Annotated in this window: 11 protein-coding genes and 24 tRNA genes; 33 read left to right on the top strand and 2 right to left on the bottom strand. The window is 52.5% G+C overall.

Annotated features, from left to right (window positions below; all coding sequences use genetic code 11):
* Nucleotides 1-160 precede the first annotated feature (160 nt).
* From pth to FH974_RS03580, 26 genes are all read left to right on the top strand, one after another.
* The gene (pth, locus tag FH974_RS03705; RefSeq protein WP_047887636.1) at nucleotides 161-751 is read left to right on the top strand and encodes an aminoacyl-tRNA hydrolase; all 591 of its coding nucleotides are present in this window, start codon (nucleotides 161-163) and stop codon (nucleotides 749-751) included.
* A 79-nt stretch (nucleotides 752-830) separates the two neighbouring features.
* Nucleotides 831-1,922: a redox-regulated ATPase YchF gene (gene ychF / locus FH974_RS03700; RefSeq protein ID WP_047887635.1), complete on the top strand. Its 1,092-nt coding sequence runs from the start codon at nucleotides 831-833 to the stop codon at nucleotides 1,920-1,922.
* 442 nt (nucleotides 1,923-2,364) lie between these two features.
* Nucleotides 2,365-2,441, top strand: a tRNA-Met gene (locus FH974_RS03695).
* A gap of 33 nt (nucleotides 2,442-2,474) precedes the next feature.
* Nucleotides 2,475-2,561 (top strand) — tRNA-Leu (locus FH974_RS03690).
* A 40-nt stretch (nucleotides 2,562-2,601) separates the two neighbouring features.
* Nucleotides 2,602-2,676 (top strand) — tRNA-Gln (locus FH974_RS03685).
* A gap of 45 nt (nucleotides 2,677-2,721) precedes the next feature.
* Nucleotides 2,722-2,798 (top strand) — tRNA-Met (locus tag FH974_RS03680).
* A gap of 32 nt (nucleotides 2,799-2,830) precedes the next feature.
* Nucleotides 2,831-2,917: transfer RNA gene (locus FH974_RS03675), tRNA-Leu, on the top strand.
* A 41-nt stretch (nucleotides 2,918-2,958) separates the two neighbouring features.
* Nucleotides 2,959-3,043, top strand: a tRNA-Leu gene (locus FH974_RS03670).
* 70 nt (nucleotides 3,044-3,113) lie between these two features.
* A tRNA-Leu gene (locus tag FH974_RS03665) sits at nucleotides 3,114-3,198 on the top strand.
* A 37-nt stretch (nucleotides 3,199-3,235) separates the two neighbouring features.
* Nucleotides 3,236-3,310: transfer RNA gene (locus tag FH974_RS03660), tRNA-Gln, on the top strand.
* A gap of 45 nt (nucleotides 3,311-3,355) precedes the next feature.
* Nucleotides 3,356-3,432 (top strand) — tRNA-Met (locus FH974_RS03655).
* A gap of 32 nt (nucleotides 3,433-3,464) precedes the next feature.
* Nucleotides 3,465-3,551, top strand: a tRNA-Leu gene (locus tag FH974_RS03650).
* 38 nt (nucleotides 3,552-3,589) lie between these two features.
* Nucleotides 3,590-3,664: transfer RNA gene (locus FH974_RS03645), tRNA-Gln, on the top strand.
* Between the two features lie 40 nt (nucleotides 3,665-3,704).
* Nucleotides 3,705-3,789, top strand: a tRNA-Leu gene (locus FH974_RS03640).
* Nucleotides 3,790-3,818: 29 nt separating this feature from the next.
* Nucleotides 3,819-3,893 (top strand) — tRNA-Gln (locus tag FH974_RS03635).
* 41 nt (nucleotides 3,894-3,934) lie between these two features.
* Nucleotides 3,935-4,011: transfer RNA gene (locus FH974_RS03630), tRNA-Met, on the top strand.
* 32 nt (nucleotides 4,012-4,043) lie between these two features.
* Nucleotides 4,044-4,130, top strand: a tRNA-Leu gene (locus tag FH974_RS03625).
* A gap of 38 nt (nucleotides 4,131-4,168) precedes the next feature.
* A tRNA-Gln gene (locus FH974_RS03620) sits at nucleotides 4,169-4,243 on the top strand.
* A gap of 40 nt (nucleotides 4,244-4,283) precedes the next feature.
* A tRNA-Leu gene (locus FH974_RS03615) sits at nucleotides 4,284-4,368 on the top strand.
* A gap of 29 nt (nucleotides 4,369-4,397) precedes the next feature.
* Nucleotides 4,398-4,472, top strand: a tRNA-Gln gene (locus FH974_RS03610).
* A 41-nt stretch (nucleotides 4,473-4,513) separates the two neighbouring features.
* Nucleotides 4,514-4,590, top strand: a tRNA-Met gene (locus FH974_RS03605).
* 32 nt (nucleotides 4,591-4,622) lie between these two features.
* A tRNA-Leu gene (locus FH974_RS03600) sits at nucleotides 4,623-4,709 on the top strand.
* Nucleotides 4,710-4,750: 41 nt separating this feature from the next.
* A tRNA-Leu gene (locus FH974_RS03595) sits at nucleotides 4,751-4,835 on the top strand.
* A 70-nt stretch (nucleotides 4,836-4,905) separates the two neighbouring features.
* Nucleotides 4,906-4,990 (top strand) — tRNA-Leu (locus FH974_RS03590).
* A gap of 37 nt (nucleotides 4,991-5,027) precedes the next feature.
* Nucleotides 5,028-5,102, top strand: a tRNA-Gln gene (locus tag FH974_RS03585).
* 43 nt (nucleotides 5,103-5,145) lie between these two features.
* Nucleotides 5,146-5,230: transfer RNA gene (locus FH974_RS03580), tRNA-Leu, on the top strand.
* A 633-nt stretch (nucleotides 5,231-5,863) separates the two neighbouring features.
* Here the strand turns inward: FH974_RS03580 and FH974_RS03575 are convergent.
* The gene (locus FH974_RS03575) at nucleotides 5,864-7,024 is read right to left on the bottom strand and encodes a 2-octaprenyl-3-methyl-6-methoxy-1,4-benzoquinol hydroxylase (RefSeq protein ID WP_047886744.1); all 1,161 of its coding nucleotides are present in this window, start codon (nucleotides 7,022-7,024) and stop codon (nucleotides 5,864-5,866) included.
* A 150-nt stretch (nucleotides 7,025-7,174) separates the two neighbouring features.
* Here FH974_RS03575 and mtgA point away from each other — a divergent pair, with 150 nt between their 5' ends.
* From mtgA to FH974_RS03540, 7 genes are all read left to right on the top strand, one after another.
* Entirely contained in the window at nucleotides 7,175-7,861 is a 687-nt protein-coding gene (mtgA, locus tag FH974_RS03570; protein ID WP_084712663.1) for a monofunctional biosynthetic peptidoglycan transglycosylase, read from the top strand.
* A 162-nt stretch (nucleotides 7,862-8,023) separates the two neighbouring features.
* The gene (gene miaB / locus FH974_RS03565; RefSeq protein WP_047886745.1) at nucleotides 8,024-9,448 is read left to right on the top strand and encodes a tRNA (N6-isopentenyl adenosine(37)-C2)-methylthiotransferase MiaB; all 1,425 of its coding nucleotides are present in this window, start codon (nucleotides 8,024-8,026) and stop codon (nucleotides 9,446-9,448) included.
* An 84-nt stretch (nucleotides 9,449-9,532) separates the two neighbouring features.
* Nucleotides 9,533-10,633, top strand: a complete 1,101-nt coding sequence (locus FH974_RS03560) for a PhoH family protein (protein WP_047886746.1) — start codon at nucleotides 9,533-9,535, stop codon at nucleotides 10,631-10,633.
* The gene (gene ybeY / locus FH974_RS03555) at nucleotides 10,633-11,097 is read left to right on the top strand and encodes an rRNA maturation RNase YbeY (RefSeq protein ID WP_047886747.1); all 465 of its coding nucleotides are present in this window, start codon (nucleotides 10,633-10,635) and stop codon (nucleotides 11,095-11,097) included. The genes FH974_RS03560 and ybeY overlap by 1 nt, the downstream gene beginning before the upstream one ends.
* A 106-nt stretch (nucleotides 11,098-11,203) precedes the next feature.
* Complete coding sequence (gene corC / locus FH974_RS03550) at nucleotides 11,204-12,076, top strand: CNNM family magnesium/cobalt transport protein CorC (RefSeq protein ID WP_047886748.1); 873 nt, start codon at nucleotides 11,204-11,206, stop codon at nucleotides 12,074-12,076.
* Nucleotides 12,077-12,079: 3 nt separating this feature from the next.
* The gene (gene lnt / locus FH974_RS03545) at nucleotides 12,080-13,639 is read left to right on the top strand and encodes an apolipoprotein N-acyltransferase (RefSeq protein ID WP_047886749.1); all 1,560 of its coding nucleotides are present in this window, start codon (nucleotides 12,080-12,082) and stop codon (nucleotides 13,637-13,639) included.
* A gap of 150 nt (nucleotides 13,640-13,789) precedes the next feature.
* Complete coding sequence (locus tag FH974_RS03540; protein WP_047886750.1) at nucleotides 13,790-14,458, top strand: lipid-binding SYLF domain-containing protein; 669 nt, start codon at nucleotides 13,790-13,792, stop codon at nucleotides 14,456-14,458.
* Between the two features lie 172 nt (nucleotides 14,459-14,630).
* Here FH974_RS03540 and FH974_RS03535 read toward each other — a convergent pair whose 3' ends face one another.
* Nucleotides 14,631-15,113: a zinc ribbon-containing protein gene (locus tag FH974_RS03535; RefSeq protein ID WP_047886751.1), complete on the bottom strand. Its 483-nt coding sequence runs from the start codon at nucleotides 15,111-15,113 to the stop codon at nucleotides 14,631-14,633.
* Nucleotides 15,114-15,215 lie beyond the last annotated feature (102 nt).

The raw sequence follows: 15,215 nt of genomic DNA, 5'->3' as shown, positions 1-15,215 counted from the left end.
GCGTTTTTGTTTTTCCCGCCGGTATCAACCGTGTCCGGACAGCGCCACCACCGTGATTACCAGGCGGCCTGTTAACCACGGCTGGGGTGAAGATATCAATTTCCCCGCGTTTGGTATAACATAGCGCGCGTTTTCAGCCCCTAAGACTTGAGAGACGAGCGTGAGTAATAATATTCGCCTGTTAGTCGGTCTGGCTAACCCGGGCGCCGAGTATGCGAAAACCCGCCATAATGCGGGAGCATGGGTGGTCGAAGAGCTGGCCCGTGTCCACAATGTGATCCTGCGTGATGAAGCCAAATATTTTGGCCTGACCGGCCGGATCCAAGCCAATGGCCAGGATCTGCGTTTGCTGATCCCATCTACCTACATGAACCTCTCAGGCAAGTCGGTGGCAGCATTGGCCAACTTCTTCCAGATTAAACCGGAAGAGATTCTCGTGGCGCATGATGAACTGGATCTGCCGCCGGGCGTCGCCAAGTTCAAGAAAGGCGGTGGTCACGGAGGCCATAACGGCTTGCGCGACATCATCAGTAAAATGGGCAACAACAAAGAGTTTTATCGTCTACGCATCGGCATCGGCCATCCGGGAGATAAAAACAAAGTTGCCGGTTTTGTACTGGGCAAAGCTCCCGCCAAAGAGCAGGAGCAAATCGATGCCGCCGTTGATGAAGCGGTACGCTGCATGGATATTTTGCTCAAAGACGGCCTGAATAAAGCGCAGAATCGACTACATTCATTCAAAGCTGAATAATAGTCACCAACCATGAATTTGATCTGACAGAACCGCTGTCAGACTGTTTTACCGAACACTACCAAAAGGGTTTTACACCATGGGTTTTAAATGCGGAATCGTCGGCCTGCCAAACGTAGGCAAGTCAACACTTTTCAATGCCCTGACCAAAGCAGGTATCGAGGCAGCTAACTTCCCGTTCTGTACCATTGAGCCAAACACTGGCGTGGTTCCAGTTCCTGATCTGCGTCTTGACGCGCTGGCGGCCATTGTGAAACCAGAACGCATCCTGCCAACGACCATGGAATTCGTAGATATCGCCGGTCTGGTAGCGGGTGCGTCAAAAGGTGAAGGCCTGGGTAACAAATTCCTGGCTAACATCCGTGAAACCGACGCGATTGGTCACGTTGTACGTTGTTTCGAGAACGATAACATTGTTCACGTTGCCGGTAAGATCAACCCTCTGGATGATATCGAAGTTATCAACCTGGAGCTGGCACTGGCTGACCTGGATACCTGTGAGCGCGCCATTCAGCGTCAGGCGAAGCGTGCGAAAGGCGGCGACAAAGATGCTAAATTCGAAATCGCGGTACTGGAAAAAATGCTGCCGACCTTTACCGAAGGTGGTATGGCACGTTCGATCGATCTGACAAAAGAAGAAGCAGCAGCTATCAGCTACCTGAACTTCCTGACGCTGAAGCCGACTATGTACATCGCAAACGTCAGCGAAGACGGTTTCGAAGATAACCCGTTCCTGGAAATGGTGCGTGAGCACGCGGCAAAAGAAAATGCTGTGGTAGTCCCGGTTTGTGCAGCCATTGAATCAGAAATTGCTGAGCTGGATGATGCTGACCGCGAAGAGTTCCTGGCTGATCTGGGCATTGAAGAGCCAGGCCTGAACCGTGTGATCCGTTCTGGCTACGAGCTGCTGAACCTGCAAACATACTTCACCGCTGGTGTGAAAGAAGTTCGTGCATGGACGATCCCTGTAGGTGCTACAGCTCCTCAGGCGGCGGGTAAAATCCACACTGACTTCGAAAAAGGCTTTATCCGCGCAGAAGTTATTGGTTACGACCACTACATCGAGTTTGGTGGCGAAAACGGTGCAAAAGACGCAGGTAAATGGCGTCTGGAAGGTAAAGAGTACATCGTTAAAGACGGCGACGTAGTTCACTTCCGCTTCAACGTATAAGCTATTCAACCTATCACCAACAAGCGCGGCAGTGACACCTGAGCTTACTGCTGACAATTGTTGTCCAAAAGCCAGCCTGCGGGCTGGCTTCTTGTTTTTTGGGGTTGGCATTTTGCTTTTGGCGCTAGCGTTTCGACGTCTATGCGACAACAACGCATAAAAAAACCAACACACATTTCATTTTCAGCGCCGTTTTGTCAGCCTGTAACATCAAATCAAAAACGAACCCGGCCCATGAGAGACTGCGGATTTCCTGCCTATCCCCTTCAGAAACCACAAAATCAGCACGTCAATCGCCCACTTCGTCCAAATATCCATCGAACAATCGAATTTTCGGGGGATCTTAAAAAAAACTGTTGACGGTATTGGCTGGTATTAGCATAATGCGCCCCGTTCCCGAGACAGCGGTCAGCAAGACAAGCTGCAAGGAAAACAAAAAGATGGCTACGTAGCTCAGTTGGTTAGAGCACATCACTCATAATGATGGGGTCACAGGTTCGAATCCCGTCGTAGCCACCATTCTCCCCCGGAGAATGTAAAAATAAACCACGTGCGGTGGTGGCGGAATTGGTAGACGCGCTAGCTTCAGGTGCTAGTGTCCGCAAGGACGTGAGGGTTCAAGTCCCTCCCTCCGCACCAAAATTTCGGTTATCTCTTAAATTATTAAGAGCTGCCCTGTAGGTCTATCGCCAAGCGGTAAGGCAGCGGCTTTTGATGCCGCCATTCCCTGGTTCGAATCCAGGTAGACCTGCCATCTTTACAAGGTTGATGATTATCAGGTATAGTCGGCAACCCATATGGCTACGTAGCTCAGTTGGTTAGAGCACATCACTCATAATGATGGGGTCACAGGTTCGAATCCCGTCGTAGCCACCATTCTCCTCGGAGAATGTAAAAATAAACCACGTGCGGTGGTGGCGGAATTGGTAGACGCGCTAGCTTCAGGTGCTAGTGTCCGCAAGGACGTGAGGGTTCAAGTCCCTCCCTCCGCACCAACATTCTAGTCTTAGGCTTTCGGGCGTAAGCAACAAAATATGCGGAAGTGGCGAAATTGGTAGACGCACCAGATTTAGGTTCTGGCGCCGCAAGGTGTGAGAGTTCAAGTCTCTCCTTCCGCACCATATTTTTCAGATTGTTTTTTCAGTCTGAGAATACAATCAGAGAATACTGCTGGTAACAGCAAACCAAAATGCGGAAGTGGCGAAATTGGTAGACGCACCAGATTTAGGTTCTGGCGCCGCAAGGTGTGAGAGTTCAAGTCTCTCCTTCCGCACCATTCTCTCTGATTAAAGTCTCTGTTACAGAGCGCCTGCAGGTCTATCGCCAAGCGGTAAGGCAGCGGCTTTTGATGCCGCCATTCCCTGGTTCGAATCCAGGTAGACCTGCCATCTTTACAAGGTTGGTGATTATCAGGTATAGTCGGCAACCCATATGGCTACGTAGCTCAGTTGGTTAGAGCACATCACTCATAATGATGGGGTCACAGGTTCGAATCCCGTCGTAGCCACCATTCTCCCCGGAGAATGTAAAAATAAACCACGTGCGGTGGTGGCGGAATTGGTAGACGCGCTAGCTTCAGGTGCTAGTGTCCGCAAGGACGTGAGGGTTCAAGTCCCTCCCTCCGCACCAACATTTAGGTTACCTCTTAATTTTAAGAGTTGCCCTGCAGGTCTATCGCCAAGCGGTAAGGCAGCGGCTTTTGATGCCGCCATTCCCTGGTTCGAATCCAGGTAGACCTGCCATTATTGACTTATCTGCCGACTCGTTCGGGATGTAAGCAACGCGGAAGTGGCGAAATTGGTAGACGCACCAGATTTAGGTTCTGGCGCCGCAAGGTGTGAGAGTTCAAGTCTCTCCTTCCGCACCATTATTCAAGTCTCTGTAAAGAGCAACTGCAGGTCTATCGCCAAGCGGTAAGGCAGCGGCTTTTGATGCCGCCATTCCCTGGTTCGAATCCAGGTAGACCTGCCATTACTTTTCGATGTTGATTTTTATGTCAGCAGCGTTAAAGTGGCTACGTAGCTCAGTTGGTTAGAGCACATCACTCATAATGATGGGGTCACAGGTTCGAATCCCGTCGTAGCCACCATTCTCTCCGGAGAATGTAAAAATAAACCACGTGCGGTGGTGGCGGAATTGGTAGACGCGCTAGCTTCAGGTGCTAGTGTCCGCAAGGACGTGAGGGTTCAAGTCCCTCCCTCCGCACCAACATTTAGGTTACCTCTTAATTTTAAGAGTTGCCCTGCAGGTCTATCGCCAAGCGGTAAGGCAGCGGCTTTTGATGCCGCCATTCCCTGGTTCGAATCCAGGTAGACCTGCCATTATTGACTTATCTGCCGACTCGTTCGGGATGTAAGCAACGCGGAAGTGGCGAAATTGGTAGACGCACCAGATTTAGGTTCTGGCGCCGCAAGGTGTGAGAGTTCAAGTCTCTCCTTCCGCACCATTATTCAAGTCTCTGTAAAGAGCAACTGCAGGTCTATCGCCAAGCGGTAAGGCAGCGGCTTTTGATGCCGCCATTCCCTGGTTCGAATCCAGGTAGACCTGCCATTACTTTTCGATGTTGATTTTTATGTCAGCAGCGTTAAAGTGGCTACGTAGCTCAGTTGGTTAGAGCACATCACTCATAATGATGGGGTCACAGGTTCGAATCCCGTCGTAGCCACCATTCTCTCCGGAGAATGTAAAAATAAACCACGTGCGGTGGTGGCGGAATTGGTAGACGCGCTAGCTTCAGGTGCTAGTGTCCGCAAGGACGTGAGGGTTCAAGTCCCTCCCTCCGCACCAACATTCAAGTCTTAGGCTTTCGGGCGTAAGCAACAAAATATGCGGAAGTGGCGAAATTGGTAGACGCACCAGATTTAGGTTCTGGCGCCGCAAGGTGTGAGAGTTCAAGTCTCTCCTTCCGCACCATATTTTTCAGATTGTTTTTTCAGTCTGAGAATACAATCAGAGAACACTGCTGGTAACAGCAAACCAAAATGCGGAAGTGGCGAAATTGGTAGACGCACCAGATTTAGGTTCTGGCGCCGCAAGGTGTGAGAGTTCAAGTCTCTCCTTCCGCACCATTCTCTCTGATTAAAGTCTCTGTTACAGAGCACCTGTAGGGCTATCGCCAAGCGGTAAGGCAGCGGCTTTTGATGCCGCCATTCCCTGGTTCGAATCCAGGTAGCCCTGCCATTATTTCACTTATCGTACTGAATTTATCAGCACGCTAAGTTACGCGGAAGTGGCGAAATTGGTAGACGCACCAGATTTAGGTTCTGGCGCCGCAAGGTGTGAGAGTTCAAGTCTCTCCTTCCGCACCATCCTTTAAGAAACCCACCTTTGGTGGGTTTTCTTTTGTCTGGCATCCGGCTAGGGTGCTGAGCAACGATTTTTTACAACCTACTCAATGATCGTATCTCTCTGGTTGTTAAGCCGAATGTGCCTGTCACATTCGGCTGTTTCTTTTTCTAGCTCCAATTCTATCAACGTAGCTTTATCTACCGGCTTTCATCTACATTGACCAGGCCATTAGGCACCTGCGACTAGCAGTTTCGAGCACCAAGCGTCTTCTCTCTGTACACCTTTCTCTGCTGACTTCTCCTAGACATATCACGCCTCAGCACATCAATCCCGACGCTTCCGGCAGGCGAAAACACGACATAGAATTCGGAACACTATAGGGTTGACTGGCCATCCAAATCCCCATTGAGATGACTCATACACGCCAGCGGTAAATGATAAGCGCCTGGAGGTAGATGATAAGCACTTGGCAGCTGACGCTAACTGTTTAAGAAGATGCAACGGCAGGCAGGATCAGAGCGGATGGTGAGAGACAGGATAAGATGGAATAAGAAGAATGTGCCTAGGGTGCGACCATGCTTAGAACGAGATACCGCAAAGCCCAGGAAAAAACCAAGGCACAAAAAAGTGAGCCCTCAGGCTCACTGTATCGATTACATGCCCATCGCGTATTTCAGCACCTGCTGTTTGAGCGGTCCGGCATGCTCTGCCAGTTTCAGTCCCGCATTTCGCAGCAATTTGACCGGCAGCAAATTATTGCTAAATGTCGTATAGAAAAAGTCCATACCGGTTTGCATCAGCAGGTTATCCGGACGACGACGGCGCTCATAAGCTTTTAAGACCCGCAAACTGGCCCAATCATTGCCGGCCTTTTCCATTTCATGCAACAACGTATCCACATCCTTAAAGCCGAGGTTCACCCCCTGCCCTGCCAATGGATTAATGGTATGAGCAGCATCCCCCAATAGCACGACACCCGGCTTGAAATAATGCTGGGCATGGCGACGAGTGAGGGGAAAGCTGCCCTGGCCGATAACTGAAAAATCGCCCAGCTCTGGTGGAAAATGGGCGGCGATTTGCGCTTTCAGCTGTTCAGGTTCCATTGTCGATAGCAGCTTGATGCGGGAAGGGCTGTCATACCAGACCAGCGAGCCCTGATGGCCCGGCAATGGCAGGAACGAGCGGGGACCACTTGGGGTAAATTGCTGCCAGGTAATGTCCTGTTGCGGCAAAGCGGTCGCAATATTAATGAGCATACAATGCTGGCGATAATCCCACGCGGTCACTCCGATCCCGGCCTGCTGACGAACTTGAGAGTTTGCCCCATCAGCCCCAACCAGTAAACGCGCACTTAATACTTCTCCGCTGGCCAACTTGATGTGATAGCCGGCGTCATGTGGGGTCGCCGATGCCATGCGCGCCGGGCAAAGTAATGTCAGATTCGGATAGTGTTCAAACTGCTGCCACAACGCCAGCTGAATCACACGGTTTTCCACAATGAAGCCCAGTTGATCGAGATGCATGTCCTCGGCACTGAACCGGGTCCGGCACTCAGGGTGTTCCCAGGTTTCAAGCCGTTTGTACGGGCACAACCGCATGGCGCGCACATTGTCCCAGGCTCCCAGGCGTTCCAGCAGGGCAACCGAGCTGGGTGAGATTGCCGACACCCGCAAATCCATCGGCTGGTCAGCAGCAAAAGTGGCGGGAGCAACCCCCTCCAGTACCGCCACAGTCAGTCCCTGCTGCGCCAGACCTATTGCCATCGCCGCGCCGACCATGCCGCCACCGGCGACAACCACATCAAACTGTTCCATTCCGGTTTCCATTTGTTATGCTCACTACTCTGATTTATGGCAGGTACAGCGACCTGTTTGCTATCATTTTACCTAATTTCTGCTACGCAATCAGTGCTTAATCGCTGCACCCTGCGGGCTGATCCAATTTTGAGGAAGATTACGTCCCCTATGTTCGTCCGCCTGAAACGCTTTTTGCTGACCATTATACTGCTTCTGCTGGCGCTCCCGCCCCTGTTGGTGATGGCCGGGAAATACATCGATCCGCCGGTCTGGGGCTGGCAGCTTCACCGCAGCCTGTTTCCGCCCGCCGGTTACCCTTCGCGCTCTGCCCATGACTGGAAGCCGTTATCGGCGATTTCACCGTACAGCCAGCTGGCCGTGATCGCTTCGGAAGATCAGCGCTTTCCGAACCACAGCGGTATCGACGTTAATGCCGTCCTGACCATTTTGAAACAAAGCGGCAGCGACGGCCCGAGCCGAGGTGGCAGTACCATTACCCAACAGACGGCCAAAAACCTGTTTTTGTTTCCGTCCCGCACTTTCATTCGCAAAGGGGTCGAGCTGTATTTCACCTTATGGATGGAGTGGCTTTGGGACAAAACGCGCATCCTTGAAATGTACCTCAATATCGTTGAGTTCGGCCCTGGGGTGTACGGCATCGAAGCCGCCAGCCAGACCTACTTTGGCATCCCGGCTGCGCGCCTGTCAGCTCAGCAATCTGCCCAGCTGGCAGCGGTACTGCCAAACCCTTACCGGATTCATCCGGCCCCGATGACCGATTATGTCGCCAAACGCAGTCGCTGGATCCGCCAGCAAATGCGCCAACTCGGGATGCAAACCCTGGAGAAGCTCTAGTCTATAACCACATTGTATTCGGGGTGGTGATGATCTGGTCAGGCAAGGTTTAAAGCAGTACAATACGCGGCTTGCTACAGCTGACGGCCATGTTCACGGCCGCTTGGCCGAATGAAGCAATGTTGAATGCAATGAATAAACACTACGAGTGAAGAGTTAGACATGGCTAAGAAACTGCTTATCAAAACCTGGGGTTGCCAGATGAACGAGTACGATTCATCAAAAATGGCCGATCTTCTTAATGCAGCCAATGGCTTCGAGTTAACGGAAGAACCAGAAGAAGCAGACGTTCTGCTGCTTAACACCTGCTCCATCCGTGAAAAGGCCCAGGAAAAAGTGTTCCACCAGCTTGGTCGCTGGAAAACACTGAAAGACAAAAAACCTGACCTGGTGATTGGCGTAGGCGGTTGTGTGGCAACTCAGGAAGGCGATTCTATCCGTGTTCGCGCACCTTATGTGGATGTGATCTTTGGCCCGCAAACCCTGCACCGTCTGCCTGAGATGATTAAGCAGTCACAAAGCTCTGACGCACCGGTCATGGACATTTCTTTCCCTGAAATTGAAAAGTTTGACCGCCTGCCTGAGCCGCGTGCAGAAGGCCCGACGGCTTTCGTGTCTATCATGGAAGGCTGTTCTAAGTACTGCACATTCTGTGTGGTGCCTTACACTCGTGGTGAAGAAGTCAGCCGTCCGCTGGATGACGTTCTGTTTGAAATTGCTCAGCTGGCCGAACAAGGTGTTCGTGAAGTCAACCTGCTGGGACAAAACGTAAACGCCTACCGCGGTGAAACCCACGACGGTGAAATTGCGAGCTTTGCTGAGCTGCTGCGCCTGGTAGCGGCCATCGATGGTATCGACCGTATCCGCTACACCACCAGCCACCCTATCGAGTTTACCGATGATATCATCGCGGTTTACGAAGATACCCCTGAAGTGGTGAGCTTCCTGCACCTGCCGGTACAGAGCGGTTCAGACCGTATTCTGGCGATGATGAAGCGTCCGCACACGGCGATCGAGTACAAGTCGAAAATCCGTAAACTGCGCAAAGCGCGTCCGGATATCACCATCAGTTCTGACTTCATTGTCGCGTTCCCGGGTGAAAGCGATCAGGACTTCCAGGAAACCATGAAACTGATCCGTGATGTCGACTTCGACATGAGCTTCAGCTTCATTTACTCACCACGTCCGGGTACACCGGCCGCAGACTATCCGTGCGATCTGTCTGAAGACGTGAAAAAACAACGCTTGTACGAACTGCAGCAGCAGATCAATACTCAGGCGATGCGTTACTCACGCCAGATGCTGGGCACTGAACAGCGTATCTTGGTGGAAGGTCCTTCTAAGAAGAACATCATGGAGTTACGTGGCCGTACTGAGAACAACCGCGTAGTTAACTTTGAAGGCCCGGTCGATTTGATCGGTCAGTTCGTTGATGTCAAGATCACGGATGTCTTCGCGAACTCCCTGCGTGGTGAACTGGTACGTACCGAAGCCGAAATGAACCTGCGTGTTGCGATGTCTCCAGCTGAAGTCATCGAGAAAACACGCAAAGAAGATGAATTGGGTGTAGGCGTATATACTCCATAGTAAGACGCCCGTCTAAATACAAACAGACGAGCCCTGAACCAAAGGTTGCCCGACCAAACGGGCAACCCTCATGAGAGGCAAATCTTGAGTAAAGTCATTACGATTGAATTTAATCTGGAACCCGCCAATAACCAGCGCCTTTCCAGCCTTTGTGGCCCTTTCGACGATAACATTAAACAACTTGAACGCCGTCTGGGTGTCGAAATTAACCACCGCAGCAATAGTTTCAGTATTGTTGGCCAACCGCATACTGCCGGTGCCGCCGCCGACATCATCAAGACCCTGTATGTCGACACCGCCCCGGTCCGCAATGTGATCCCGGATATTGAACCAGAGCAAATCCACCTGGCGATCAAAGAATCCGGTGTGCTGGAGCAATCGACGGACTCCAGTATCCCTTACGGTAAAGAAGTCACAATCAAGACCAAAAAGGGAATCATCAAACCACGCACCCCGAACCAGGCGCAATACATTGCCAACATGGTTCGCCATGACATCACGTTCGGGATTGGTCCTGCCGGTACCGGTAAAACCTATCTCGCCGTTGCTGCCGCGGTAGACGCTCTGGAGCGTCAGGAAATCCGTCGCATCCTGCTAACCCGCCCTGCGGTAGAAGCAGGTGAAAAACTGGGCTTCCTACCGGGTGACCTGAGCCAGAAAGTCGACCCGTATCTGCGTCCGCTGTACGATGCCCTGTTTGAAATGCTGGGGTTCGAGCGGGTCGAGAAGCTGATTGAGCGTAACGTGATTGAAGTTGCCCCGCTGGCTTACATGCGTGGCCGTACCCTGAACGACGCCTTCATCATCCTCGATGAGAGCCAGAACACCACTGTGGAACAAATGAAAATGTTCCTGACCCGGATCGGTTTCAACTCCCGGGCCGTGATCACCGGTGACGTCACCCAGATCGACCTGCCGCGCGGCGCCCGTTCCGGCCTGCGCCATGCGATTGAAGTGTTGTCTGAAGTGGATGAAATCAGCTTCAACTTCTTCCTGGCTGACGACGTGGTTCGTCACCCGGTTGTTGCCCGAATTGTTCAGGCGTATGAAGTGTGGGAAACCGAAGACCAGAAACAACGAAAGCTGGCTGAACAACGCCGCCGTGAAGAGCAGATGGCCAGACAGGCCGCACTGACGCCAGGTGCCGTCATTCTTCCAGAAGCAGAAACGGAAAAAACCGATTAATGGCTATTTATCTTGATCTCCAGGTGGCGACCGACAACCCTGACGGTATGCCAAGTGAAGCTGACTTCCAGCAGTGGCTGGATGCTGCCATTACCCCGTTTCAGGCAGATGCCGAAGTGACAGTGCGTCTGGTCGACGCAGAAGAAAGCCATTCCCTGAACCACGAGTACCGGGGCAAAGACAAGCCGACTAATGTACTGTCGTTTCCGTTTGAAGCCCCGCCGGGCATGGAACTCGATCTGCTCGGTGATCTGGTGATTTGTCGTCAGGTCGTTGAAAATGAGGCCGAAGATCAGAACAAACCGCTTAACGCCCACTGGGCACATATGGTTGTACATGGCAGTCTGCATCTGCTAGGTTATGACCATATTGAAGACGATGAAGCCGAGGAAATGGAAGCGCTGGAAACGGAAATCATGCAAAACATGGGTTTTGCTGACCCGTATGCCGACGAAAAGCTGTAACCTTTCCCCGATAAAATTGTCAAACAGGCACGGCAGCCTGCTGCCGAGCCTGTTTATTTCCGTGGCATTCGCCACTTAATTGCTAGAGAAACCATTCTTACAAACAATGAACGAAGATAACTCACAGAATTCAGAAGGTCCGAGTAGAAAGTCCTTCTTTGAACGTATTGGTCAACTGTTCCAGGGCGAACCGCAAAACCGCGAGGAACTGGTCGAGGTCTTCCGTGACTCGGAAGAAAATGAACTGATCGACCATGACACCCGGGACATGCTGGAAGGGGTCATGCAGATCTCTGAAATGCGGGTGCGAGATATCATGATCCCACGCTCCCAAATGACCACAATTGAACGTTCTCAGAAGTTAGAGGATCTGATCGATCTTATTGTCGATGCCCAACACTCGCGCTACCCGGTGATCAGTGATGACAAAGACCATGTTGAAGGCATTCTGCTGGCGAAAGACCTGTTACGGTACCTGCGCCCAGATAGTGAGCCATTTAATATGGACGAGATACTGCGTCCTGCCGTAGTTGTACCGGAAAGCAAACGCGTTGACCGCCTGCTGAAAGAGTTCCGCGAAGAGCGCTATCACATGGCGATAGTGGTTGACGAATTTGGCGGGGTATCGGGAGTTATTACCATTGAAGATATTCTGGAACAGATCGTAGGCGAAATCGAAGACGAGTTCGACGACGAAGAAGAACAGGATATCCGTCAATTAAGCAAACATACCTACTCAGTGAAAGCCCTGACAACCATTGAGGCGTTCAATGAGATGTTCCAGACCCGCTTCAGTGACGAAGAAGTCGACACCGTCGGCGGGCTGGTCATGACCAGTTTTGGCCACCTGCCGACTCGCGGCGAAGTGGTTGAACTGGATGGGTATTCGTTCAAAGTAACGGCAGCTGACAGCCGCCGGGTGATCCAGCTGCAAGTGACCGTACCACACGAAGCTCATCAACCGACTACGACACCATAACGAATGACAACAATTCGCTTAAAGAAGTTGGGACAGCTTGCGCTGGCTGTCCCAGCAGGTGCTCTTGCCACCCTGGCTTTTGCACCGTATCAACACTGGTACCTCGCACCAGTTTCTCTCTTTATTCTCTTTTTCCTGCTCCAAAATCAATCTGTTAAACGATCTGCTGCCATAGGTTTCCTGTGGGGGCTGGGATTATTTGGCACCGGGATAAGCTGGGTTCACGTCAGTATCGCCAACTTTGGCGGGATGCCGTGGCTGGCCGGCTGGACGCTGATGGCATTGCTGATCAGCTACCTGGCCCTCTACCCGGCGGTATTCGGTGCGCTGTTCAACCGCTTTAATCAGGGACGGCCGTTCCACCAGCTGATGCTCAGCGGCCCGGTGATCTGGCTGGTGCTGGATTGGATCCGCGGCTGGCTGATGACCGGTTTTCCGTGGCTGTGGATGGGTTACAGCCAACTTGAGAGTCCTTATGCTTCACTGGCGCCGATTTTAGGTGTCGAGGGGATCACCCTGGCACTGGTACTGAGCTGCGGGGCACTGGTCGCGGCCGTCGCGTACCGTAACTGGAAGCCTCTGCTGGTACCGGCCCTGATACTGGGTTTCTCCCTGCTGGCGGGCCAGAAACAATGGGTAGTGCCGGATCCGGACAACACCCTGGATGTTGCCATGATTCAGGGCAACGTCGCGCAGGAAGTGAAGTGGCTGCCAAGCCAGCGCTGGCCGACCCTGATGAAGTACACCGATCTGACCCGAGAGAACTGGGATGCAGACCTGATCATCTGGCCGGAAGCGGCGATCCCGGCATTGGAAGCCCAACTGCCGACTTTCCTCCAGAATCTCGATGCCGCGGCGCGCAACAACCAGACCACCATTCTCACCGGTGTGCTGGATCAGGACGCCCACGGCCAGTATTTCAATAACATCCTGACCCTCGGGGTCAACAATGCCGGCCCGTACCAGTATGAATCTGCCGAGCGTTACAGCAAGCACCACCTGCTGCCGTTTGGTGAATTTGTCCCGTTCGGGGATTTACTGCGTCCGCTGGCTCCGTTCTTTAACCTGCCAATGTCGTCGTTCAGCCGCGGTGACTATATCCAGCCGAACCTGGAAGCCAACGGTTACTCGCTGGCCCCGGCACTCTGCTACGAAGTGGCATTCAGCGAGCAGGTGCGCCGCAATGTGAATGAAAACACGGAGTTTCTGCTGACCTTGTCGAACGATACCTGGTTTGGTAAGTCAATCGGGCCGTTCCAGCACATGGAAATCGCCCAGATGCGCTCACTGGAGCTGGGTAAGCCATTACTGCGTGCAACAAACAGCGGCCTGACAGGTATCGTGGATCATCACGGCAAAATCATCGCCCAGATCCCGCAGTTTGAAACCGCTGTGCTACGCAGCAAAGTAGTGCCGACCAAAGGGATGACACCTTACACAGCCCTTGGCAGCTGGCCGCTGTATTTCTACCTGCTGTGGTCTGTCACCCTGTCGTGGATTCTGATTCGCCGCCAAGGCGGCCGATTCCGCGATCACCAGCCGGAAATTAACTATCACGACTGATGAGCGTGAATCTTGCTGAATCTTCACTGAAAATTCACCAAGAAATGACGGAATGGCGAAGGTCTCCCCTTCGCCTTTTTTTTCACCCTGCTAAGATATCGGAAAAGAAAACTGCGAACACAACGCGCAGCTTAATCAGGGAGAACCTCCATGAAAGTCATTCACAAACTGTTTGCCATGCTAGGCGCACTCGCGCTGCTGTGTGTCGCCACCGGCTCTATCGCCAAAGAAGATCTAGACACCCAGGCGGCTCTGAATCAGTTCAAGGCCGCATCACAGACCCATCCCTTCTTTCAGTCCGCTTACGGCTATGCGGTTTTCCCATCAGTCGGTAAAGGCGGTTTCTGGATTGGCGGAGCCTACGGCAGCGGTACTGTGTACCAGCAGCACCAGGTCACCGGCCATGCCAAACTGTACCAAGTCTCGATCGGCCTCCAGTTCGGCGGTCAGGCCTACAGCGAAATTATTTTCTTCCAGGACAAACGGGCATATGACCGCTTTACCAGCGGCAGCTTTGAGCTGGATGCGCAGGCTTCTGCCGTCGCCCTGACCGAGGGAGCGCAGGCCAAAGCGGGCACCACCGGCGTCAGCGCCAGCTCCGGTCAGAAATACATTGATGCCAACTACACCAACGGGATTGCGGTGTTCACCTTTGCCAAAGGCGGGATGATGGTCGAGGCATCATTGGCCGGACAGAAGTTCAGCTATACTCCGCTCAGCACCCAAGCGGCGGTACCGGCACAATCAGCACAGCCGCAGACCCAACCGTATGAGCCAGAACCGACCACGGTTGTGGTCGAGACTTTAGAGCGCCCATAAGAGCTTCTGATGAAACTCAGAGCGACAAGCGGGAGTCGGAAAGACTACAGAGAAGGCAACAAAGACGCACAATAAAAACAGCGGGCTCAAAGACCCGCTGTTTTTTATCTATGGCTAATGACCAATTATCGATGACAAGTTCCAACTCACCCGTTACAAATGACCGCCCTTCTCAGGGAGAAAGCGGCTGACGGGTGAAACGGGTATGCCCGCATTTAAGACAGGGGGAAATCTCTTTCACATGGGTGATCAACTCCTTGTGCCCGCACTGCTCGCACACCAGATTGCCCAGCCCAACAATTTCTCCGGCTTCGTACACCCCTTGGTGTTTGATGTCATCCATCACCTCCCGCCACTCAATCTGGGTTTTATCCGTGACTTCCGCCAGCCCTTCCCAGATGGTTTCTTTAACGACCTGATAAAACGGACTCTCGCTGAACGGAGCCGGGCTTTCCTCCACATTCTGCCCAAATTCCTGCAAATCCCGCTTCAGGTATGCAGAGATCAAAGCCAGCTCATCTTTGGTCATATCACTGGCTGCCTGACGGTATTTTTCAGTCACTTCGGCCCAGTGTTTCAGCTCATCCGGACTGTGCTTGAGCGTTTCGGTTACCTGCTCCAGCAGCGTCTCATAATCCTTTTTCTGATTTGCCATTCGCCACCTCCTCGCGGTCACTCTGCCGGCTTTTTACGCCTTAAGCCGCCTTTCACTGCCGAACAGTCAACAATTCGGCCCGAAATGATTTTCAGCTATTGT

Origin of the sequence: Photobacterium ganghwense (assembly GCF_017329545.1) — a bacterium.
GTDB lineage: Bacteria > Pseudomonadota > Gammaproteobacteria > Enterobacterales > Vibrionaceae > Photobacterium > Photobacterium ganghwense.
The sequence above is the reverse complement of the archived record's forward strand: the minus strand, read 5'-3'. Positions and strand labels throughout refer to the sequence as shown.